The 22379-nt window shown below is 70.7% G+C and carries 15 protein-coding genes and 7 pseudogenes; 7 read left to right on the forward strand and 15 right to left on the reverse strand.

Annotated features, from left to right (window positions below):
* On the reverse strand, positions 1 to 2559 hold a 2559-nt coding region (locus EAO76_RS00820), incomplete at its 3' end, for a type I polyketide synthase (RefSeq protein WP_148832279.1).
* 413 nt (positions 2560 to 2972) lie between these two features.
* Between EAO76_RS00820 and EAO76_RS00825 the strand changes: the two genes are divergently transcribed.
* Entirely contained in the window at positions 2973 to 5810 is a 2838-nt protein-coding gene (locus tag EAO76_RS00825; protein ID WP_148832281.1) for an AAA family ATPase, read from the forward strand.
* On the opposite strand, the gene EAO76_RS00830 is transcribed toward EAO76_RS00825, so the two are convergent.
* The 5 genes and pseudogenes from EAO76_RS00830 to EAO76_RS00850 form a co-directional block, all read right to left on the reverse strand.
* Positions 5735 to 6262: a hypothetical protein gene (locus tag EAO76_RS00830; RefSeq protein ID WP_148832283.1), complete on the reverse strand. Its 528-nt coding sequence runs from the start codon at positions 6260 to 6262 to the stop codon at positions 5735 to 5737. The two genes, EAO76_RS00825 and EAO76_RS00830, sit on opposite strands and share 76 nt — an antisense overlap.
* A gap of 121 nt (positions 6263 to 6383) precedes the next feature.
* A pseudogene (locus tag EAO76_RS45725) lies at positions 6384 to 6506 on the reverse strand (hypothetical protein); the annotation flags it as partial.
* Positions 6507 to 6614: 108 nt separating this feature from the next.
* Positions 6615 to 6788, reverse strand: coding sequence for a hypothetical protein (locus EAO76_RS44260; RefSeq protein WP_187438408.1), 174 nt, complete (start codon positions 6786 to 6788; stop codon positions 6615 to 6617).
* Positions 6789 to 6871: 83 nt separating this feature from the next.
* Positions 6872 to 7105: pseudogene (locus tag EAO76_RS47435) on the reverse strand (DUF6879 family protein); the annotation flags it as partial.
* A gap of 521 nt (positions 7106 to 7626) precedes the next feature.
* Positions 7627 to 11442 carry a helix-turn-helix domain-containing protein gene (locus tag EAO76_RS00850; RefSeq protein WP_148832285.1) on the reverse strand — a complete coding sequence of 1272 codons (3816 nt, stop codon included), beginning with the start codon at positions 11440 to 11442 and terminating at the stop codon, positions 7627 to 7629.
* Between the two features lie 238 nt (positions 11443 to 11680).
* On the opposite strand from EAO76_RS00850, the gene EAO76_RS00855 reads away from it, so the two are divergent.
* The gene (locus EAO76_RS00855; protein WP_148832287.1) at positions 11681 to 12061 is read left to right on the forward strand and encodes a hypothetical protein; all 381 of its coding nucleotides are present in this window, start codon (positions 11681 to 11683) and stop codon (positions 12059 to 12061) included.
* On the opposite strand, the pseudogene EAO76_RS47440 reads toward EAO76_RS00855, so the two are convergent.
* A pseudogene (locus tag EAO76_RS47440) lies at positions 12029 to 12406 on the reverse strand (hypothetical protein); the annotation flags it as partial. The gene EAO76_RS00855 and the pseudogene EAO76_RS47440 sit on opposite strands and share 33 nt — an antisense overlap.
* A 240-nt stretch (positions 12407 to 12646) precedes the next feature.
* Between EAO76_RS47440 and EAO76_RS00860 the strand changes: the two are divergent.
* From EAO76_RS00860 to EAO76_RS00870, 3 genes and pseudogenes are all read left to right on the forward strand, one after another.
* On the forward strand, positions 12647 to 13072 hold the full coding sequence (locus tag EAO76_RS00860; protein ID WP_148832290.1) for a peptidase inhibitor family I36 protein: 426 nt from the start codon (positions 12647 to 12649) through the stop codon (positions 13070 to 13072).
* 632 nt (positions 13073 to 13704) lie between these two features.
* Positions 13705 to 13785, forward strand: a pseudogene (locus EAO76_RS47235) (winged helix-turn-helix domain-containing protein); the annotation flags it as partial.
* Between the two features lie 133 nt (positions 13786 to 13918).
* A pseudogene (locus EAO76_RS00870) lies at positions 13919 to 14454 on the forward strand (transposase).
* Positions 14455 to 14719: 265 nt separating this feature from the next.
* Here EAO76_RS00870 and EAO76_RS00875 read toward each other — a convergent pair.
* Complete coding sequence (locus tag EAO76_RS00875) at positions 14720 to 15304, reverse strand: hypothetical protein (RefSeq protein ID WP_148832292.1); 585 nt, start codon at positions 15302 to 15304, stop codon at positions 14720 to 14722.
* A 244-nt stretch (positions 15305 to 15548) separates the two neighbouring features.
* On the opposite strand from EAO76_RS00875, the gene EAO76_RS00880 reads away from it, so the two are divergent.
* Positions 15549 to 16637, forward strand: a complete 1089-nt coding sequence (locus tag EAO76_RS00880) for a transposase family protein (RefSeq protein ID WP_262375199.1) — start codon at positions 15549 to 15551, stop codon at positions 16635 to 16637.
* Between the two features lie 55 nt (positions 16638 to 16692).
* On the opposite strand, the pseudogene EAO76_RS45730 reads toward EAO76_RS00880, so the two are convergent.
* The 7 genes and pseudogenes from EAO76_RS45730 to EAO76_RS44270 all read right to left on the reverse strand — a co-directional run.
* Positions 16693 to 16884, reverse strand: a pseudogene (locus EAO76_RS45730) (transposase family protein); the annotation flags it as partial.
* A 483-nt stretch (positions 16885 to 17367) separates the two neighbouring features.
* On the reverse strand, positions 17368 to 18396 hold the full coding sequence (locus EAO76_RS00895; protein WP_148832295.1) for a hydroxyacid dehydrogenase: 1029 nt from the start codon (positions 18394 to 18396) through the stop codon (positions 17368 to 17370).
* Positions 18380 to 19402 (reverse strand): dihydrodipicolinate synthase family protein, encoded by a 1023-nt coding sequence (locus EAO76_RS00900; protein ID WP_148832306.1) that lies wholly within the window; start codon positions 19400 to 19402, stop codon positions 18380 to 18382. Before EAO76_RS00900 ends, EAO76_RS00895 begins: the two co-directional genes overlap by 17 nt.
* A 119-nt stretch (positions 19403 to 19521) precedes the next feature.
* Positions 19522 to 20550 carry an NAD(P)-dependent oxidoreductase gene (locus tag EAO76_RS00905; RefSeq protein WP_148832297.1) on the reverse strand — a complete coding sequence of 343 codons (1029 nt, stop codon included), beginning with the start codon at positions 20548 to 20550 and terminating at the stop codon, positions 19522 to 19524.
* A 6-nt stretch (positions 20551 to 20556) separates the two neighbouring features.
* A complete protein-coding gene (locus tag EAO76_RS00910; protein ID WP_148832299.1) occupies positions 20557 to 21375 on the reverse strand; it encodes a carbohydrate ABC transporter permease in 819 nt (272 codons plus the stop codon).
* Positions 21330 to 21599, reverse strand: a complete 270-nt coding sequence (locus tag EAO76_RS47445; protein WP_399461253.1) for a helix-turn-helix domain-containing protein — start codon at positions 21597 to 21599, stop codon at positions 21330 to 21332. The genes EAO76_RS00910 and EAO76_RS47445 overlap by 46 nt, the downstream gene beginning before the upstream one ends.
* 329 nt (positions 21600 to 21928) lie before the next feature.
* Positions 21929 to 22132, reverse strand: a pseudogene (locus EAO76_RS44270) (transposase); the annotation flags it as partial.
* 3 nt (positions 22133 to 22135) lie between these two features.
* Between EAO76_RS44270 and EAO76_RS00925 the strand changes: the two are divergent.
* Positions 22136 to 22379: winged helix-turn-helix domain-containing protein (locus EAO76_RS00925; RefSeq protein WP_399461255.1), on the forward strand; the 244-nt coding region annotated here is incomplete at its 3' end.

Raw genomic sequence — 22379 nt, forward strand, 5'->3', positions numbered from 1 at the left:
GGGGTGGGGCGGCAACGAGCAGCGTGCGGCGGACCCGGCGTCCCGCAGCGTCGGCCAGGGCACGTCCACGCCCTCTTCCCACAGCCGGGCCACGCCGCCGAGCAGGGCGGTGGCCTCCTGGTCGGGGTGCCGGCCGAGCAGCGGGACGGCGACGGCGTCCACCGCCTGGCGTACGGCCTCGCGGGTGAGGGAGTCGCCCGGTCCCAGCTCGATCAGCAGCCGGGCCCCGGCTCCGGCCAGGGTCCGCATGCCGTCTTCCAGCCTGACGGTTCCCAGGAGTTGTTCCGCCCAGTACTCGGGGTCGACGGCCCGGTCCGTCCCGGCCCATGTCCCGGTCGGGTTCGCTATCCAGGGCACCCGTGGCGCCCGGGCGGGCACGGTGGCCAGCGCACGGCGCAGGGCGTCGGCCGCGTCGGCCATCAGCGGGGAGTGGAAGGCGTGCTCGGTGTCCAGCAGGCGGGCAGCGGTGCCGCGTCGGCCCTGTTCCAGGGCGAGTTCCTCGATGCGGGCGGCCGGTCCGGACAGGACGACGTGGCCGGTTCCCGCGACGGCGAGTGCGACGCCGTCGCCCAGCAGGGGGGCGGCTTCGGCGGGAGCCACGCGCAGGGCGAGCATGCGGCCGGGACCGGCCCCGTGCATCGCGGTGCCGCGCGCCCACACCAGTTCCAGGGCGTCCTCCCGGCTCCAGACACCGGCGACGGTGGCCGCCACGTACTCGCCGATGCTGTGGCCGAGCATCGCGGACGGCGTGACGCCCCAGGACTCCAGTTGCCCCGCCAGCGCGTGGCCGTGGGCGAACAGGGCGAGCTGCTGGTGGCGGGTGTCGGAGAACCAGGAGGGGTCGGTGGCGGGGTCGAGGGCCCGGGCCAGGTCGATGCCGAAGCGCGTCCGGCAGCGGGCGCGGCATTCCTCGAAAATCTCCCGGAAGACCGGCAGCAGGGCGTGGGCGGCCCTGCCCTGCCCCGCGCGCAGCGTGCCCTGCCCGGGGAAGAGGAAGGCGACCTCGGGAGGCGACCCGGCCCGGGTGGTCCGGTCGGTGGCGCGCAGCTGGTCCGCCGCCCGCGGGCCGCTGTCGGCGACCACGGTGAGGCGGTGGGCGAACTGTCGGCGCTCCGTCAGGGTGTGTGCCACGTCGCGGAGTCGGGGCGGGTCGTCGTCGGTCAGCCGGTCGGCGAGGCGCTCGCGCAGGATGTGCAGAGCCTCGGGGGTCGCCGCCGACAGGCACAGGACGTGGGGGGCCGCGGTGGCCTCGTGCCCGGTGGGCGGGAGCGGTGGGGCCTGTTCCAGGATCAGGTGGGCGTTGGTGCCGCCGATCCCGAAGGAGCTGACTCCGGCCAGTCGGGGGCCCTCGGATTCCCACGCCCGGTGTTCGGTACTGACGCGGAAGGGCGAACTCTCCAGCTCCAGGGCCGGATTGGCCCGGTTGAAGTGCGGGGTGGGGACGAAGGCGCGGTGCTGGAGCATCAGCGCCGCCTTGATCAGTCCGGCGATGCCGGCGACGGCGCCGGTGTGACCGATGTTGGCCTTGACCGTCCCGACGAGGCAGGGGCCGGAGCGGATGCCGGGTCCGGCGCCCTCGCGGAACGCGGCGGTGAGTGCGGCGAGTTCGACGGGGTCGCCGACCGGGGTTCCGGTGCCGTGCGCCTCGACGTATCCGATCTCCTCGGCCCCGACGCCGGCCTGGGCGAGCGCCATCAGGATGACGTCGCGCTGTCCGGTCACCGACGGCGCGGTGTAACCGATCTTGTCACCGCCGTCGTTGTTGACGGCCGACCCCCGGATGACGGCAATGATCCGGTCGCCTTCGTCGAGCGCGTCGGTGAGCCGTTTGAGTACGACCGCGGCGACCCCCGCGCTGCTGACCGTGCCGGCCGCCGCCTCGTCGAACGCGCGGCACAGACCGTCCGGGGACAGGATGCCGCCTTCCGTGTGGAGGTATCCGCCCGCCTCCGGCAGTCGGAGCGACGCGCCGCCCGCGAGGGCCACGTCGCACTCGTGGCCGAGCAGCGCCCGACACGCCTGGTGCACGGCGACGAGTCCGGTGGAACAGGCGGTCTGCACGGTGACGGCAGGTCCGCGCAGACCGAGTTTGTAGGCGACGCGGGTGGCCAGGAAGTCCTTCTCCCGGCCGATGATCCGCTGGGTGGCGAGGGCGGGATCGGCGGCGTCGGGGACCGGCGGCAACGTGGTTTCGCATCCGGCGTAGACACCGGCCCATCCGCCGACGCGCCCCGGGTCGATTCCCGCGTCGTCGAACGCCTGCGCCGCGCACTCCAGGAAGACCCGGTGCTGGGGGTCGATGCCGGCGGCCTCGGCGGCGCTGTATCCGAAGAAGGCCCGGTCGAACCGGTCGCCCCCGTCGATCACCCCGCGGGCGGGAACGAAGTCGGGGTGCGCGGCGGTCCCGGGGTCCACCCCCGCCTCCCGTAACTCGTCCGGGCCGAACCGGCTGATGCCGTCGGCTCCGGTGCGGAGGTTGTGCCAGAACTCCGCGACATCGCGGGCGCCGGGCAGGCGGCAGCTCATACCCACCAGGGCAACGGCGTTCTCGTGGTGCATCGGCTGTGCATCTCCCAGTGGGGGTCGGTGAGCAGGACGACGACACGGGTCCCGGCCCGCCCGACCACGCGGGCGCCGGGCCGGCCGGCACGGACGAACAGGTGACGCGGGAATCGGCGGAGCGGTGAAGCGACGGAGCGGCCGGGGACGGCCTTCGAGCGGTTCCGATTTCTACGTTGCGCCACCCGCCGACCGCCGGGCCATCGTGGTCGACCACGAGATCGGGAGCGGATTCGGGGGTTACCCGGTGTGAAGTGAGGCAGGTCACAGACCTGTCGGGATGGGTGGCGTTTCCTCTTGATCTTCCTTGCGCAAGACATCGAATGGTCCTCATCGCGTCGGGTCCCGCACCACGACCGGGGGATCGGACAGCGGTCCGGCAACGTCGCCTTGAGCGCTCAGAGAGGATCAGGATGATCTCCATCGCACCGCCCGTCGGTACCGGCGGGCACGTGACGGGACTGTTGGACCGTGACGGATCCCTGTCCCGGATGACGGCCCTGGCGGACCGGGCGAGAGCGGGCGCTGGAGGAGTGCTGGTGATCCGTGGCGGCGCCGGCACCGGTCGCACGGCACTGGCCGGGGCGTTCGCCCACCACGAGACGCTGCGCGGGACCACCGTCCTCGGCGCGCGGTGTTCCGCCGAGGAGGCCGGCGCCTCCTTCGGGGGCGTTCTCCAGCTGTTCGAGGGCGACCTCCTCGGGCTGCGGGACGCGCCGTCGACGGCCGGGGGCGAGCGCTGGGGCGGTTCCCTGCACGGCGACGACCTGCCGTCCCTGCTGTGGAGGCTGCTCCGGGCCAAGGCGTCGGCGGGGCCGGTGCTGCTCGTCGTGGACGACGTCCATCTGGCCGACGCGCACTCGCTGCGCTGGCTCGCCCAGGTCGCACGGCGTCTGGACCGGCTTCCCGTGCTGCTCGCGGTGACGGAACGAAGCGGTTACGACCTCGTCCGGCCGGACCCCGGCTTCGCGCAGGTCGTCGGAGAACCGCGGGCCCATCTGTGCACCCTCGAACCGCTCGGCCCGGCGGCCACTCTGTCCCTGGTGCGCACTGCTCTGGGAGAGGGGGCGCCGCTCCCGCTGGCGGCGGACTGCCACCGTGCCAGCGGCGGCAACCCGATGCTGCTGCGCGCGCTCCTCTGCGACCTGCGCGCCCTTTCCTCCGACGGCGCGGACACGTCCCGGCTGCCGGAGCGCTGCGCGGAACTCCACCCGGGCATGTTCGCCGACGCGGTGGCCCGGTGGCTGCGCGGTTGCGGTCCGCGGGCCGCCTCGGCGGTCCGCGCCTTCGCCGAGATCCAGGACGAGGACGACGCCCTCGCGCTCCTGCCGCAGGTGACCGGCTGCGACCCGGCACGGGTCACGGGGTGGGCCGCCGGCCTCGTACGTCAGAGGCTGTTCCGCGACGGTCCCGTTGCCGGTCGGCCGGTCTTCGCCCACCCCCTGCTGCGCCAGGCGGTGGTGGATTCCTCGCACGCGCACCAGCGTGCCGAAGTGCACCGGCGCACCGCCGAGTTGCTCCACCACCGCGGTGATCCGGAGGCGGCCGTGGCACGCCATCTGCTGCTGGTGCCCGCCGTCGGGGCTCCTTGGGCCGCCGAGGCGCTGACCGGCGCGGCGGCCGAGGCGGCCCGCGACGACCGGACCGACGACGCCGTGGCCGCCCTGCGGCGGGCTCTGCTGGAACCCCTGTCCACCTGGCGCCGGGGCCAGGTCCTCACCGAACTCGGCTGTCTGGAGTTCCGCACCGAGCGGGCTTCCGGAACACGGCACCTCGCCGAAGCCCTGCGACTCCAGCAGAACGACGGCGCGAAGCTGCGGGCCGCCACCATCCTCGGCATGGCCCTGGTCGCCGGTGGCGCCGTGCACACCGCGCTCGAAGTACTGGGCGAACTCTCCGAGGAGTTCACATGTTCGACGGACCTCGCACACGCCGTACAGGCGGCGACCGCCATGATCTCCTCCCACGACGGGGCGAGCTGGCTCCAGGTCGTGGCCCGGCTCAAGCACCTCACGGAGCGCACGCCCGGCGAGCTGGCCCCGACCGCGGCGGCGCTGCTCACCGAGTACGAGGCGACCGCGGGGCAGCTGTCGGCGCGCGAAGTCATGGGGCGCGTCCGGGCGTTGACCGCCATACCCACCGATCCGCACCTCGAACCGTACCTCCTGGCGTCCGCCGCCACGTTGGCCCAGTGGGCGGACCAACTGGACGAGGCCGACCGGCTGGTGGCCCGCGGGCTCACCATTCACCGGTCGCCGCTGCTGCACCCCGCCCACCAGAGCCTGCTGAGCGTACGGGCCGAGAGCAGGGTGATGCGCGGCCGGTACGACGCCCTGCTCGGGGACGATTCGTTGTACCGGGCCCCCTCGGAGGCGCGGGCGGACCCCGGACCGGGCAACGTCCACCTGCGGGCCCAGGCCGTGATCGCGCTGACCGAGACCGGACGGCTGGCCGAGGCCGAACGGCTCTGTGCCGCGGTCGCCGCCGGCGGGGAGCACGACTGCTGGGAGTGGAGCGAGTTCCTGTACGCGCGGGGGCTGCTCCGCCTGGCGGCCCGGAACCCCGGCGACGCCCTGGCGGATCTTCTGGAATGCGGCCGACGGCAGTCCGCCCGGGATTCGGAGAGCCCCGTCGTGACGCCCTGGCGGTCCGCCGCCGCCGACTGCCACGTGGCCCTGGGATCGGCCGAGCACGCGGTGCCGCTCGCCGAACAGGAATTGCGCCTGGCCGAGGTCTGGGGCACCCCCCGCACCAGGGGCCGGGCCCTGCGGGCCCTCGCCGTTTCCGTCGGCGGCAGGCGCGGCCTGGAACTGGCCGGGCAGGCGGTCGACATCTTGCGGGACGCGCCGGAACCGATGCCCGAACTCATCACGGCGCTCGTCTCGTTCGGCCTGGCACTCCACGACTCCGGCCAGTGCCGGCAAGCACGCGAGACCCTGCGCGAGGCGGCACAGCAGGCCGAGCGGCTGGGCGCCGCACGGGCCCAGCTGACGGTGGCACGGGCCCTGCGCCGGTGCGGTGCCCGGGCACCGCGGGCATCGCACACGGGAGCGAGCGCGCTCACCTCCTGCGAGAGGCGCATCGCGCAGCTGGCCGCCGCGGGCTACAGCAACAAGGAGGCCGCGAAGCTGCTGCACCTGGCCGTGCGGACGGTGGAGACCCACCTCACGCACTGCTACCGCAAGCTCGGCATCCGCCGCCGCGGCGATCTGGCCGCCGCCCTGGGAACCGCACCCCGGTTCGGCGCCTGACCACGGCCGGGGTTCCCGGACGGAGCGACGGGACGGGCGACCGGCGCCGCCCCGTCGCGGGGCGCCCGCCGGTCCGGTGCGCCCCGCGCCACGAGGGACACGACGACGCGGACGGGGAAGGACGCCGCCACGGCCCGCCGGCGCCGACGACGGCCGCTGCGCCGGGGTGTCACCGTGTCCTCGCCGGCCTCCAGCACGGCGCGGGCGGTGGTCAGCCGCACGCGCAGACCGCCGTCGACGGGGACGGTGTCGGTGTGCGGCAGGCTCGGCACCATCCGGCCGACGGCCTGCCCGTCCATCGCGGCCCGGCAGCGGGCGGGCGACATCGGGTCGTCCAGCAGTCCGGCGAGCCGTTTGCGCATGTTGTCCATGGCGTGGGCCCGGATGTCCGGTGCGGCGAGCAGCGGCAGGTCGCGCCGCCGGTCCTCGTGTGTGAGCAGTTGCTCGGACACCCACGCCATCAGGGCGGTCGCGTGTGGGTCTGCAGGCCGCAGGTGATGTGCAGCGGGTACCCCGGTCTGCAGAGACGGCGTGCCACACGCCGCGCGGCACGTACAGGACGTCGCCCGGCCGCAGCACCAGGTCGGTGACCGGCTCGGTGGGTGCCTCGCCCTGGTCCTCGATGTCGCGGTACAGCGGGTAGGGGCGGGTGGTGCCGTAGATCCGCCACCGCTTCACGCCGTCCAGCTGGACCACGATCGTGTCGTGGACGCCGAAGCCCTCGGTGCCGGGTGTGCCGGTGTCGTTCGGCGGCAGGGAGGAGACCTGGGGAGTATCAAGGAAGTCGCGGGAAGTCGCGGCTGGTCATCCGATTGCTTCGATCACGGTTCTGATCAGGGCGCGGGCGGAGGCTCCGAAGACGGCCAGTTGCCGGAGTTCGCCGAACGCCTTGGCGTACACGGCGATCTCGGTGGGCCGGGTGATGGCCATCTCCGCGGACAGGGTCTCGACCAGGACGCGGTCGGTGTCGAAGACCATGAGGGTCTCCAGCGGCCGGATGGTGCGCGGGGCAGCCGGCGGAATTCTTCGCCGGCGCGGAGGTGGGCGTCGATGATGGCGTGCTCGAAGCGGCCACAGCCGGTGACCGGTTCGGACACGACCCGGGCCCGAAGGGCCTTCACTCCGCAGGCGACGGTCCGCTCCACCAGCGGCAGTCACCCGCCCCGGAACACGGAGCCGTCGGCGGGCACGCTGCCGTCCTCGAGGAACATGTCGTAGACCTCCCGTTCCTCTCCCCCGGCGTAGACGTCCCGCAGTTCCAGGTGCAGGGCGTGGTGCTGGGTGGAGTCGAGCAGGTCCTCAAAGCCGGGTGCCGGCGGCTTCTACGGCATCGCACGCCTTCCTGATCTGCTTCACCATCCGGGCCGGGATGCGGATGACTGTCTCGTCGGCAGCGGGCGGGCTGTCCTGGCCTCAGGCGGCCCGGGTCGCTGCGTCGGCCGTTGTGCCCCGCAGGACCAGTTCCGGACCCTGGCCTGTGTCGGTGTCCACCCACACGGCGGGGCAGTTCCCCCATTGTCTCCCGGGCGAGCTGGTTGCGGGTAGTCGCGCCCTGACCGTCCTGCGGGCCGAGATCGTCGTCAAGTGTCCTGCTCCACAGGGAAACGTAGGGAGCCTTTTCGGTGTCGGGCTCGTTCCTGCGCACCGGCCCGATGACCGTCTTCGAGAACCACGGTTTCACGTGGGCCCGGCCGATCTCACCCCACCGCTGGGTCGTCACCCTCACCATCGCTCCGGTCTGAGGCCGTACTTGCTCTACGGTCCATCGATGGCCGCAGGAAGGAGCGACGGCCTCCTCGGCGATTGGTGTCACGACTCATCGGCAGATGCCCTGGAACGCCACGGTCGGGATGAACCGCTTCCAGTCACCGCGAGACAGGGGGCCGCCGGCGCGGCGGCAGACGGTGGCGGCAGCTGCGGCGGGGCCGATGCCGTACGCCTGGAAGAGGATGTTCCGCCCGCTGGTGTACAGCTCATTGCCATTGGGGGAAAACCGCAGGTTGGTCACGCGGTCACCGGAGGTGAGCAAGGGGGATCCGATGGGCCGACGGGAGGCGATGTCCCAGATCCGCAGGCTCCCGTCGGCGGACGACGCCGCCAGTCGACGGGAGTCGGGGGAGAAGGCCAGCGCCAGTATCGGGTCCGACGCCCCGGGGCCCGAACCGATCAGCTCTCCGTCGTGTTCGCCGTTGGACTGCCGCGTACTCCACAGGGCGATCCGCCCGGAAGGATCGCCAACTGCCTGGTACGCGCCGTCCGCGGTGGCGGCCAGAGGAAAAGCCTCGGTAAGGACTGGCGACGCTGCCGGGGGCTCCCATCCGGCAGTCTTGTGCACCTCGTACACCCAGCCGTCGGGCGTGATGAGCCACCTGCCGTCTGGAACCTGCAGCAGAGCCTTGTTGCTGCCCGCCCATGCCATGGCGCCCCGGCGGTCACGCACATCCCACCGCCCTGCGGAAGAATTCCGCCCAGACGGTTGCCTGAGCAGCAAGGAACGGCCGTCCGGAGCGTAGAGCATGTCGGTTGCCTGCCGCAGTTCGGCAGACAGCAGGTCGTCCGTCCGCGTCAGACGGTGTCGGCGGACGTCCCAGAAGCGGAGCTTTAGCGCCTGGCGAGAGGCATCCACGTCGTCGGTGCCGAAGGCGAGGGTTCGGCCGTCCGGGCTGAAGGCCAGGAGCGTGGAGCACAGCGCACGGGACGAGAGGCGGCAGGGCATGCTCGGCAGTTCGAGCCATCCGCCGCCCGGACGCAGATTCCGAAGGCGGAATCGGATGCGCTTCCCTTCCTGATGGACGGTGACGAGCATGGTGCCGTCGGGACTGAACGCGCTCCCGGTCGATGGCTCGGGGCGCCAGTCGGCAGCCAGAATCCGGTTCAGGTCCAGACCACGGACGGTGGTACCCCAGGAGGCGTTGGAGTTGCTCAGGTAGAGCAGCTGTCCTGCCGCCCGGTCAAAGCGCAGGTCGGTCGCCACCTCCCCTCTGAGGGGGTAGCGGAAGACCGGGGTCCGAGGGTTCCGTGTCCGCCAGATCAGCAGTTCGGTGCGGTCGGCCATGGCAAGGAAGCTTCCGTCGTCGCTGTACCGCACCTCCCGTATGCCGCTGTGCTGGATCGTGGTCCTCACTCGGCCGGTGGCAAGGTCCCAGGAACGCACACCCTCCGGCCCGACCACGACGAGCATGCGGTTGTCCGGGGTGAACCGAACCGCTTCGTCGAAGCACTGCTGGCGGGAGGTGGTCGGCGCCCATGGCGCTGTGACCTTGCGGTGCCGGGCCAGATCCCAGAGCTGGACGGGTTTGTCCGGGATGCACAGGGCGAGCAGGCGGTCATCGCCGCTGAGGGCCACGTCCTGGACGACGTCGACTCCGCGCCGTTCCCGCGTACGTCGCAGTTCCGTCGCCCGATCACCGGCGTCGGGAACGGTCATGCCGGGCCGAGATGCCGGCCGTTGCCGGGGCGGCAGGGCGAGAAGGACTTCGCCGCTGTCCATGGTCCGTACGACGGCGGTCTGTTCGATGGAGTCACGGACGCGCAGCTCCTCGTACGTCACGAGGATGCGGCCGCTGCTCCCCATCTCGGCTCCGGCGGCAGCGGGGGCTTGCCACGTACTGAGGCGACCGCTCGTGAGGTCCCGGACATGCACACGCTGCTTCATGCCCCTTCCGGTGAACATGGGCAGCCAGCGCGAGTCGGCACGGGGCGGGACGGCGCCGGGGAGCGATTCCTCAAGGCCGGGCAAGGTCCGTTTGCGCGTGCGGTGCGCCACGTCCCACTCCGCGACCTCAGCCGCGCCGATATTGAGCAGCGTACGGCCGTCGGCGCTCAGGCGAAGCATCGTGTCGGGGCCCGGATAGGGGACGTCGAACGAGGACTGCTCGGGTTGGGCCATGGCGCTCATCAACGCCGCGCGGGTCTCGGGAAGGCGTGCGATGCGCCATGAAGCGAGGCCGAGACGCATGGCGGTGACCGGATCGGACTGGCGCATGCTCTCGGCAATGCCTGCGATGCGACGGGCCTCGGCCTCGATGCGGCGTCGCTCGTCGGCACGGTTCTGCTGCCAGACGGTGAGGCCGGCCATCAGCGCGAGGACGAGAAGGACACACAGGGCACCGGTGCGGGTGCGGCGAAGACGCCGGGCGCGGGTACGCGCGGCCAGACCGGCGGTGAGGAACTCCCGCTCCAGGGAATTGAGTTCGTCCTCCTCACCGGGGCGGCGTGCGAAGTGTCCCTCGGCCGCGGTGAGCCGTGCTCCTCGGTACAGGGCTCCCGGATCCCGGCCCAGGGCGTGCCAGCTGGTTGCGGCGTCGGTGAGGAGGCGATGCTGGCGCATGCGCTCGCGGTCCGCCCCGATCCAGGCGCGCAGCCTCGGCCAGGCGGTGATCAGCGCTTCGTGGGCGAGGTCGGCAGTCGTTTCGTCCAGGGTGATGAGGCGAGCTCGGGCCAGACGTTCCAGGACAGTCGTGACGGCGTCGGGATGCCCGGTCGTGAACTCTGTGCGATCGGTCGGGCGGCGGGTGTCCTCGGTTCCCTGCCCCGGGGTGACGAGGCGGAGCAGGATACGCCGGGCTTCCGTGCGCTGTTCGGGCGTGAGCTCGTGGTAGAGGTCCTCGGCAGTGCGGAGGATGGCTCCGTGAATGCCGCCGGCCGCCTCGTAGTCGGCTTCCTTGAGGGTCCTTCCCCGACGGCGGCGCCAGGTCTCCAGCAGGGCGTGGGACATCAGCGGCAGCCCGCCGGGCTCGTCGCCCGTCTCGTCGATGATGCGGGTGGTCAGAGCGCGCTCGACGACGAGCCCGGCGGTGGCGGCGGGTTTGACGATGGCCTGGCGCAGCTCCGCCGGGTCCATCGGGGGCACCAGCAGGGTGCCGCCCGCGAGGGCTTCGGCCAGAGCACGGTGTCGGGCGAGGTGGCCGTAGAAGTCGGCCCGGACCGCGATGAGTACGCGCTGGGACGGCGCCGCGCCGAGGAGCAGGTCGATGAAGCGTGTCCGCTCGGCCGAGTCCTCGCACAGAGTGAACGACTCTTCGAACTGGTCCACGATCACCAGTGCTCCGGCCCCGGTCCGTGACGGGTCCAAGAGCGTTCCGTGGGTGGACGCGGGGCGCGGACCGGGCGTGAGGATCCTGATCGCGGTGGGGCGGTGCGCGGGCGGGAGACGGTCCTGGAAGTGGGGGATCAGGCCGGCGCGAAGCAGCGATGACTTGCCACTGCCGGACGGCCCCACCAGGACGGTCACGGACCTGCTCCGGACCAGGGCGGCAAGTTGCTCCACCGGCCGATCCCTGCCGAAGAATCTCTCCCGGTCGGCAGTGGTGAACCGGGCCAGGCCCAGGTACGGGGCCGACGTCTCGTCGTCAGGGACCGGTCGGTCGGCCATGTCGTGCTGCGCCGCGTTCCATCGCTCGGCCCATGCCTGCACGTCACCACCGCACGCTTGGACGTACGCAAGGGTCACGGGCAGGGACGGAAGCCGTTCGCCGGCAGCCGCGTGGGCCAGTGTCGCGGTCGAGTAGTGGGCCTTGGCCGCCATCGCCCGGTACGTGAGGCCCGACTCCTTGCGCACCTTCCGTAACTCGTAGGCGAACAGGGCCACCGGTCCCTCGGCCGGATCCAGTGCTCGCTCGGCACGTCCCATCGCATCCCCTCAGCTCGCACCGGCACGACCGGCCGCAACCTACGCACCGGCCCTGCAAGCGGCAAAGGGTGCGCACCCGTCGGCATGTCGAGACACACCGGGCAGTGCGCCCGAAGGCTTTGTCCGGAGTGGTGGAAGGGGCCTGCCAGACATCGCCGGGGCCGCGAAGACCCGGTTCGACGCCGTCGTCGGCCCCGTTCGAGGGCCGGGAGCGCGAACGACCGAGAAGGACGCGCCCATGAACAGGGAACCCCTGTGCGCGCTGGCCGCAGCCGCGGCACTCGCCGTCGCCGTACTCTGCGGGACCGGCCCCACAGCCACGGCCGCACCTGCCCACGCCTCCCAGAACCCGGCCGCCGCATCGAGCGCACCGTCCTCCGCGGTGCGCAGTGCCCGCGACGGTCTGCGGTTCGACGCCGGGTGGACCGCTGACAGGAAGTACCTGCCGGCCGGCGTGTACTTCGTCCACTGCTTCACCAACGGTGAAAGCCACTCCGCCAATGGCCGCCCCAACACCGTCTGGCTGCTGATCGACGACGACAGCGGCAACGCCGACGTCTGGGTGAGCAGGGTCTGCCTCAGCGCTGCCGACTGCGACGCGGTCCTGTCCCGCTGCTGACACAGCACGGCTCCATGAGTGCCCCGGTGGCCCCATCGAACTGGTCCACCACGACGAGCGTGCCCACGCCCATGGCCGGGGGCCGAACGGTTCGGCATGAGTGTGCACCGGGCGCGGGCCAGGCGTGGGGATGCGGATCGCAAACGTCCGGTGGTGACCGGTCCTGCCCTCCTGCACGCGGTGGAGCAGCCCCGCCCGCAGCGAGGAGGACTTGCCGCTGCCGGACGGGCCGGCCATCGCCCGGTGGGTGAGGCCTCCTGCTTTGTGGCGCAGTTCCCGCAAGGCTCGGGCGAATGCGGCGACAGGTCCCTCGGCCGTGTCCAACGGCCGCTCACGACGTCCCATGACGCCCCCTCATCGCAGATTGCACACAGAAGCCATGAATTCCGGCGGACGTCCACAAGGCGGCGCACCGCCCGCCCGGATGCACTCCCTCGCGATTGTCCGAAGTGGTGAAAGGGGTCTCCCGGACAATCGCCCGCCCCCGAAAACTGAGGTCACCGCCGGACGGCCGCACCTATCGCGGCGGTCGCGGACGGAGCCGCCGACCGTCGGTGGCTCCTTGGCCTAAGGAGGCAACACCACATGGCACGTCATCGTCTGACACTTGCCGCACTCGGAGCCGCACTTGCGGTGGGGAGCGCGCTGAGCACCGGATCAGGCACTGCGGCGGCCGCACCTGCCGGCGTCCAAGCGGCGTGGGACGGCTGCGACGTGGGGGACATCTGCGTGTACACGGGAGCGAACGGCACCGGGTCGGTGTGTGCGTGGGACGGGGATGACCCCGACTGGACCAGCGGCAACATCCGGTGCAGCTGGGCCGAGTCCAAGAACGTCGTGTCGATCTGGAACCGAGGTACGGGAGGGGCGGGCACCCTCCGGCACGTGAAGTTCTACAAGAAGGCCAACTACCAGGACTACTACGGCTGCGCCGCCCAGGGGTTCAAGGGCAACACGGGCCCCGACGCCGGGTCTTCGCTCCGTTCTCACAAGTGGGTCACCAGCTGCTGATCCCTTCTGGCGGCGTCGCGACAGCACCGCATCGCTGACGCCCGCGCCGTGGTCAGGTACCCGAGGGCGGCGACGATCCGGGTGCCTGACCACAGGCGTACTCTGCGTCTTCGAGCCCGAGGTCCGGGAGGACTGTGGCCGAGAGGAAGAAGGTTCCGCATGGGGACTGGCTGCTTTCTCGGCAACGCAGGGGCCCGATCGGCTACTGCACCGGCACGGGCCCGGAGAGGCTCTCGACCCCTATTGGCATTACTGAGGTTTTCGGGTTGTCATCGGTGGTGACGGTTGGTGATCCCTGCGGTATGCCGGTGAGGTGAGGTATCCGGAGGGTGGGGGCCTGGCTGCTGAGCGTCGGGCGTTTCGTGAGGGGATCCGGCTTCAGGTCGGCGAGCGATTCGTGGCGGGTGAGAAGACCGCGGTGATCGCGAAGGACCTGCGGGTGAGTGTGCGGTCGGTGGAGTGATGGCGCCGTGCCTGGCGCACGGTGACATGGAGGCCCTGCGCTCGACAGGTCCGGCGAACTCTCCGACCGTCACCGATGCCCAGTTCGCCGTCCTCGAGGAGGAACTCGGCAAGGCCCGTCGGCGCACGGCTTCGAGGATGAACGCTGGACTCCGGCCCGGATCCGGACGATGATCCGCCGCCGACTGCGGCTGACGCTGTCGGCGGCGACGGTGTGCCGGCTGCTGAAACGGCACGGCTGGTCCCGGCAGGCACCCGCCCGCAGAGCACTCGAACGCAACGAGCACGCGGTGGAACTGTGGAAGAAGGAGGTGTGGCCCCGGGTAAAAGGCTCGCGGCGGCGTGTCGCAGCTGGATCGTCTTCGGGACGAAGCCGGATTCTCCATGACGCCGCCCCGCGCCCACACCTGGGGTCGACGCGGACACACCCCAGAAATCGGGGTGAGAGGCAGGTCCCGCCGTCGGACCCCGACTGCCGCACTGTACTGCTGCAAACCCGGCAAAAGAGCCGTCTCATCCACCGGCCCCGCATCCATCTCGTGCTCAAGGGCGCCCGCAGGAGCTTCTCCTGGAAGGACTACCGCGACCTGCTGGTGAGGTCACACATCCAGCTCGGCGGCCCGATCGTGGCGGTCCGGGACAATCTCAACACCCATCTGGCCGCCGGGCTGAAACAGTACGGGGCCGAGCACGACTGGCTCACCACCGTCCACCTCCCGCCCTGTGCACCCGACCTGAACCCCGTCGAGGCCATCTGGTCACTCGTGCGCAGGGCCATGGCCAGCACCGCCTTCGAGACACCCGACGACCTCGACCACAAACTCCGCCGTGAGTTACGCAGAATCCAACTCCGGCCCCACCCGATCGACGGCTGCCTCAGCGCCACCGGCCTGACTCCCACACCACCGACTCCACCCTGAAAACCTCAGCAGGAAAAGCCGGCGCGGGCGGCGATCTCACGGCGGAGGCGGGTCATGAAGCGCATCCGCAGGTCGCCCGCATGGTTGTTGAAGAGGACGGCGACGGGCTCATTGTGGCGTGCGTGGAGGCTCCCATCCCGTCCGCCATCGCCCCAGACAGAGCCGAGCAGTCGCGGCCCTGGGCGTCAAGGTCGTTCGTACAGTGGCGCGCTCCACCCTATTGACCATCGCGGCCGGTGAACGACCACCATCATTTACCGAGTATTCAGCGCAGGCGGAAAGGCGGACCTTGGGCACAGCCGGGCGGCACATTATTGCCGCTCACATTGAAGTCTGCGCACGTAAGGAACAGGTCGTTATATTTGCCGAGCAGGAAGGCGATGATACCGATCACCACCGTGATACCGACGGCCATGAAACGCTGAACCGCAGGAAGTTCGTCATAGTCGGACAGTAGAATTTTCGACAGCAGCCAGGTTAGATAGGGAGCACCCACCAGGGTGATCAGCACCTCGAAGTAATGAAGGTAGTGAAAACCTCCGCTCCTCGGTGCCGTAATTCCCAGAACAATCCAGAGGGACGGCAATAGCAATGCGACCCAACTGCTCCAGGGCACGGCAACTCTTCTGTGTAGCGCCAGGCCCGAGAGCAGCACGGCCGTGGCCACGGCCCAGAGAGCCATCGCACTGTCGAAGAAGATGTCGCCATAGGCACCGAATGTGAACGCCGGCCACCAGATGACTAGTGTTCCACCCGCCGCCGCGGCCGCGGTGGTCCGCAGAACAGAGTGGATTTCAGGTAGGCCACGCTTGGTGTTCGGGCTCGGATCGCGCGGCTCCCCATGCATCATTCCGACTCCATCAATTCACCGTCAAGTCAGTAGGCGATTACTTCTATTCGCTTCTCTTTGCAAGATAAATTCGGCTCACCCGACAATATATGGGTGCGGCTTCTCAAGTTATGACAACACGCCGTTGCGGCAGTGAGCCCATTCCAACATGGCTGGGGGTCGCTGGTGTTGGCGTGGCAGAACGACGAAGCTCCCGGTAGATGGGTTGTCGACCAAGATCGACCTTCGCTGCCAGGAGCTTCGCGTGCTCGTCCACCCGTCCGGACTGGACCTGTCCACTTCCGCACTACGGCTGCTGCGGCGGAAGCTGACCGCTCGGCGGCGACGGATCGGCACCCGCTGGCGTCGGCTCACTTGCGGCCGACAGGCGTTGAYGACCCTGGCCCACCTGCGCTGCGGTCACACCTTCGCCCAACTCGCGGCCGGGTTCGGCGTCGGCCTGGCCACCGCCCACCGCTACGTCACCGAGGCCGTGGATGTCCTGGCCGTCCTCGCCCCCACCCTCCAGCAGGCCATGGCGGTTGCCGCACGCAAGGCGTTCGTGATCCTGGACGGAACCCTGCCGCCCATCGACCGCATCGCGGCCGACCGCCCCTTCTGCTCCGGCAAGCACCGCATGAACGTCCAAGTCCTCACCGACCCGTTCGGGAAGCTCATCCGGGCTTCGCCGGCCCTGGCGGGCTCGGTCCACGACATCAGGGCAGCCCGCTCCCACGGCCTGCTCGACGCCCTCAACACTGGAGGCATCCGGTGCTGGGCCGACAAGGCGTACCAGGGCTCCGGCCCCGCCTCCGCGTCCCCTTCCGCGGCCACTGGAACAAGCTCTCCGCCGGGAAGAAGGCCGTCAACCGCGCCCACGCGAAGATCCGCGCACTCGGCGGCCACCCTCAAGTCCTGGCGCCTGCTGCGGAAGCTCCGCTGCAGCACCACCCGCATCACCGACCTCGTCAAGGCCGTCCTCACCCTGGAGCTGACCGCCTCAACCCGAGGAGGAAGCCTCGCTGCCTCCTATACTCCTGGCGTGCTTGATACCTCGAACCTCTTCCACGTTTCGTCCGTGCTCAATCGGCAGTCGATCGCACAGCATGGCCTGGATTGGACCCGGATGGGCGCCGCACGGGGAATCGCCGGCAGCCGCCGCCCTGAGGTGGAGGGGATCTTCGTCTGTCGAGGCGAGGAGGAAGCAGGGTTCTTCCTTCAGATCAACAACACCGGTGGGCCGGTTGATATCTGGTCCGTGGACGGCATCGATGAGGGGTTGCTCCTCGACAACGGCAACGGATTCGTCTACCTGCCCGGCTCCATACCAGCCGCGCGAGTCCGCCTCGTGTGATCAGGCGTTCCTCCGCAGCTTGGTTTTTGACTTCGCGCGGCGGTACGGCTGGGGGCAGGCCCACGCGGAATCTGGCTGCGAGCTCGGCGAAGGTGTGACCGCAGCGAAGGTGGGCCAGGGTCGTCAGCGCCTGGCGGCTGCAGGTCAGCCGCCGCCGGGTGCCGATCTGTCGTCGCCGAGCGGCCAACCCCCGCCGCAGCAGCCGYAGYGCGGARGTGRACAGATGCAGCCCGGATGGGTGGGCAATGAATCGGGGCTCTGGGCGGAGAAGGTTGCTGTTAGCCGACAACCCATCTACCTGGGGCTTCGTTGTCCCGTCACCGCACCCCCTCGATCTCACAGCCAGGTTGGAAGAGGCTCAGCGGGTCTCGCGTTGCTTCGCATGACCGCCCAGCCGCAGCGGGTTCCCTCCTCGCCCGCATGCGCGCCCGCGGCGTGCGCGGGTCTTGATGACCTATGGACAGTTCTGCCGCGCCATCGTCAGGAGGCCAGGATGCCGATGCCGTCACCGAGGAGTTTCAGCCCCGGGACGAATAACAGGACCGCCATCACGGCGACGTTGCCTGGAAGCCTGCCGCTCCTTCCGCGACGGGCTGCGCCTGTTCCGGCTCCCGCCACATCTTCCACGGCCTCCAGGAATTCCTCGACCCCCGAAGGCAACGGGGATGCCTTCGGGGGTCGAGGAACAACTGGTCGGCCTCTGGGGCCCGGTGTGGTTGCGATCGAGTGGTCAAAGGACGCGAGCCAGTGCGTCCGGCCCCACGAAGTGCAATGGTGGATCGCCGCGCAGGAACCGCAGCACCTCCTCCACGGCACTTGCGCCGAGCCGCTGACGGCACTCGGCGGTGCCCGCCGCCTGATGAGGGGTCAGCAGAACGTTCGGCAGTTTCCGGAACGGGTGGCGGACCGGCAGTGGTTCCGTGTCGAAGACGTCGATCGCCGCGTCCAGCCGGCCCGCCGACACCTGCGCCAGAAGCGCGTCCTCGTCGACGAGCCAGGAACGGGCGGTGTTGACCAGACCGGCGCCATCGGGCATCAGCGCCAGTTCGCGCGCACCCAGCATGCGCCGGGTCTCGGCGGTGGCAGGGGCGTGCACGGCGACGATCCGGCTGCGCGACAGCAGCACGTCGAGCGGTACGCGCTCCACGCCGAGCTCCCGCGCGTCCGCCTCGGAGAGGTACGGGTCGTTCACGCCCACCCGCGCCCCCATCGCCTTCGCCAGCTCGATGTACGCACGACCGGTGCGGGACGCTCCGATGACGCCGATCGCACAGCCCTGGATCTCGTGCCGCGGCGGGGCCTGGCCGGCCTCGTTCCAGTCGGCTCCGCCGCGCAGCGCGTGGTCGAAGCGGTGGATGCGGTGCAGCAGAGTGAGAGTGAACGCCAAAGCCACCTCGGCGACCGGGCGTGCCATCGCGTCACCGGCCTGGGTGACGAGGATGCCCCGCCGGAAGACTTCCTCGGTGACGTACGGGGCGACCGCCGATCCGGTGTGGGCGACGACCGCCAGTCGGTCGGCGACGTCGAGGAGTTCCTCGCTGAGGCAGGGCATTCCCCAAGCGGTGATCAAGGCACGGGCACCGGGCAGCGCCGCACCGAGTGCGTCCCGGTCGGTGTGCTCGTCGAGGACGGTCGGCTGCGCCGCGGTGCAGAGGCTCTGCCACACCGCGGGGGTGAAGAACTGCTCACGAAGGTGCGGGGGTACGGCGACGACGACCCGCGGCAGACGGGCCGCCCCCGGGTCAGGAGAGCCAGTCATCGACGTGCTCCGCGACGAAGTCGTCGTCGGTGAGCCAGGGGTGGGCCGCGGCGACCCGGGTGATCTCCTCGGCCTGGCCGGGAGACAGGACCTCCTTCGGATCGAGACACCAGATGCCCTCCAACAGGCCCTGGCGGCGCAGCACTTCGTGGACCCCGGCGATGCAGCCGCGGAACGCGCCGCGCACGTCGAACACCGCGCTGTTGGCGTCGGTGAGCTCCGGGCGGCGGCCCAGGCAGCGCACCATGGCGTCGTGGTCACCGGCACGTGCCCTGCGGACGTCGTCGAGGAGCGTCACCGCGGAGCTCGTCCACACGGCCCACTGGCCGAGGAGCCCGCCCGCGAACCAGCGCGGCCCGCCGCCCGCCGTCTCGTACGGGGTGAGCAGGTCGCCGATGATGTCGTCGTCGTTGCCGGTGTACAGCGCCACCTCGTCGGCCCGGTCGGCGGCGGCCACGGCGCGTACGACATCGGCGGTGCGGTAGCGGTCGAACGGGGCGATCTTGATGGCCGCGGTGTTCGGCAGGTCTGCGAATGAGCTCCAGAACGACGGCGAGAGATAGCGTCCGCCGACGGCCTCCTGGGGGTAGAAGCCGATCACCGGCAGTACCTCGCCGACGGCGCGGGCCCGGTCCAGCAGCCCCTTCTCGTCGGCGCCGGACACGGCGGGGCTCAGCAGCACCGCGTCGTAGCCGAGGGAGGCCGCGAGCTCGGCTTCGGAGACGGCCTGCGCGGTGTGGCCGCAGGCCCCGGCGACGGTGACGACGGGGCGGCCGGCCTCGTTCCGCACGGTCTCGGCGGCGAGTTCGAGGACCGGTGCCAGCAGGCCGATGCCCGGTTCGCGGATCTCGAACTGGGTGGTGTGGACGGCGACGGCGAGGCCGCCCGCGCCGGAGGCCAGGTAGTAACGGGTCAGTGCGCGTTGCCGGCGTTCGTCGAGCTTGCGGTCGGCGCCGAGGGCGAGTGGATGAGCGGGGATGACGGCTCCCTCGGCGAGCACGTCCATCGGAGTGCGTGCCGGGGCTGTCGCGGCCGCCGAGGAGGGTACGGGTTTGGGAGTGGTAGCGGCTACGGGGCCGGGTGCGGGCGTGGTCGCGACCACGGACGTACGGGACATGGGGTGGATCAGAACCTTCCGTCGCGGACCTGGAACTTGGTGGGCTTGCCGGACAGCGGCAGCCCGCGGCGCAGCCAGTCGGCCTGCCATTCGACGAGGGTGCGCAGGGGGATGTCGGGGTAGCCGAACAGTGCGTGGCAGCGGCTCGCGTCGGAGAGCAGCGCGGTGGGCGCCTCCTCGCCGGCGAAGACCGGCTCCTTGCCGAACTCCTCGCCGAACCACCGGGCGATGCGGCGCACCGAAGCGGTTTCGGGGCCGGTGAGGTTGAGGGTGAACGCCTCGCCGTCGGTGGCGTGCAGCAGCGAGCGCAGGGCGACTTCGTTGGCGTAGCCCTGCCACACCACATTGGCGTGACCGGTCGTCACATCGACGCTCTCGCCGGCCTGTACCCGGTACGCGATGTCGGCGAGGACGCCGTAGCGCAGGTCGACCGCGTAGTTGAGGCGGATGTTGGCGACCCTGGTGCCGCGGGTCAGCGCCGCGTGGCCGAAGATCCGCTCCCGGCCCAGGCACGACATGGCGTACTCGCCGACCGGGCCCACCGGGTCGCTCTCGGTGCAGCCGCCGGAGGAGACCGGGACCAGCGGGTACACGTTGCCGGTGGAGAAGGCGGCGATYCGTGCGTGTGGCCAGCGGTGTGTCACCCGGTCCGGCATCGCGGCGTTCACGGCCCAGGCGTGCGAGGGTGCTCCGGCGGAGCCGAATTTGGCGCCGACCATGAAGACGATGTTCCCGGCGTCGGGCAGTTCGGTCAGGTCGGCGGTGGGGTTCATCAGGTCGAAGGCGACGGTGGAGATGCCGGCGGCCTCCAGTTCGTCGGCGGCGGCCCGGTCGGACCAGCGGGAGACCGCGTAGACGGTCACATCGGTGCGGCCTGCGGCGTCCAGGGCCCGGCGGGCCAGCCGGCACAGGCTGGGGCCCATCTTGCCGCCGGCGCCGAGCACCAGCAGGTCGCCCTCCAGGCGGCCGAGGTCGGCGATCAGTGCGGGGGTGGGGGTGGCGAGCCGCTCTTCGAGCGCGGCCTCATCGGTGAACATTGGTTGCTATCCCTTGATTCCGGACGCGGTGACGCCCTCGGTGAAGTAGCGCTGGCCCACCATGTACGCGGCGAAGATGGGCACGAACGCGATGACGGAGCCGGAGAGCACCACGTTGAGCGGCACGTTCTGCTGCTGGAGCGAGGCGATGCCGACGGTCAGGGTGCGCATGTCGGTGGACTGGCCGATGACCAGCGGCCACAGGAAGTCGTTCCAGTGCCACAGGAAGACGAAGACACCGAGGGTGGCCAGGATCGGCTTCAGCAGCGGCAGCACGATCCGGTGGAAGATCTGCCACTCGCTGCAGCCGTCCAGCCGGGCCGCCTCGAACAGCTCGTCCGGCAGGCCCTGGATGAACTGCCGCATCAGGAACACCGCCTGGGCGTTGGCCAGGGTCGGCACGATCAGACCCCAGTAGGTGTCCACGCCGCCCAGCTTCGCGATCATCGCAAAGGTCGGGATCATCGTGACGTGGTAGGGGACCATCACCATCGACAGGAACGACCAGAACATCGCCTCCCGGCCCGGGAAGCGCTTCTTGGCGAAGGCGTACCCGGCGAGCGAGGCCAGCAGCAGCACGCCCACGACCGAGACGACCGAGTAGACCAGCGTGTTGAACAGCCAGCGCGGCACGTCCTGGGCGTTCATGACGGTGTCGTACGCCTGGCCGGTCAGCGGCCACGGCAGCAGGCTGCCGGGAAACTCGACCGCCGCGGACGGCTTCAGGGAGAGCACGACCATCGCGTAGAACGGGAAGACCGTCACGACCGCGGCCACCGTCAGCAGCACGGCACGCCCGATCCGGCCGGCCCGGGTGGGGCGCATGCCGTGCGGAACGGTGTCCTGCTCGGAGAGTTTGCGCAGCTTGCGCGCGGCGCGGCGCTCGGCCCGGCCGGGGGCGGCGGGGGTTTTCGCCGCGGGCGGGCCGAGCGCCGCGCGCCCTCGCGCCACAACTGGTGCCACTGATAAGCCGACTTCAGACTCACCCGCAGACGCCGTGCCACTTCCGGCGGCTTGACCTCCTGCTCGAACAGCTCGGCCGCCTGCATCCGCACCGACTCCCGACGCACCCGTCCCGCAACGGTCAGCCCGCCCCCATCCGAATACCTCACACACCATCGAATACAGCCACCACACCAAGCCCATCAGGGACTTCGGGAAAGTTCACCCTGACGAGCCGAAGTCAGTAACGCAGCGGCGCCCAGTTCGCCACGAGGACCTCCCCCGGGTCCTGCCAGACCAGGGCCCCGTCGGCCAGGAGGATCAGGGCGTGGTGGAGCCTGATCTGGGTGCGCCACTGGGGGTAGGTGAGGCCGAGGTCGTCACGGAGGTGGCGGGAGAGGGTGCGGGCGCTGGCGCCGATCTGGCGTCCGAGGTCGTCGAGGGTGTCGGGGCGGTACTGCAGGCGCTTGAGCCGGTTGCGGACGAGGGCCTCGAGTCGGTCGAGGGCCATGACGGCGAGGTTGGCCAGGCTTCGTTTGACGTGCGCCCAGACCCACTCGACGGGGTTGAGGTCGGGCGAGTAGGCGGGAAGCAGGAACACCGTCAGCCATGCACGCTCGGCGATCAACTCGCGCATGGCTGGGTGGAGGACCAGGTGTGGACCGCGGCGCGGGTGGCCACGCTGATCGGCCGGAAGTTCCACGTCTCGTACAGCGTCTCGGGCGCCACGAGGCTGATGCACCGGCTCGGCTTCAGCCCGCAGGTCCCCGCGCGCAGGGTGGCCGAGCGGGACGAGCAGGCCGTCACCGCGTGGAAGGAGGCGACCTGGGCGGAGGTAAAAGAGCCCGGGCGGCCTGCGGGGGCTACATCTGCTTCGAGGACGAGGC

It is taken from the genome of Streptomyces sp. sk2.1 (assembly GCF_008120935.1).
Taxonomy (GTDB): domain Bacteria; phylum Actinomycetota; class Actinomycetes; order Streptomycetales; family Streptomycetaceae; genus Streptomyces.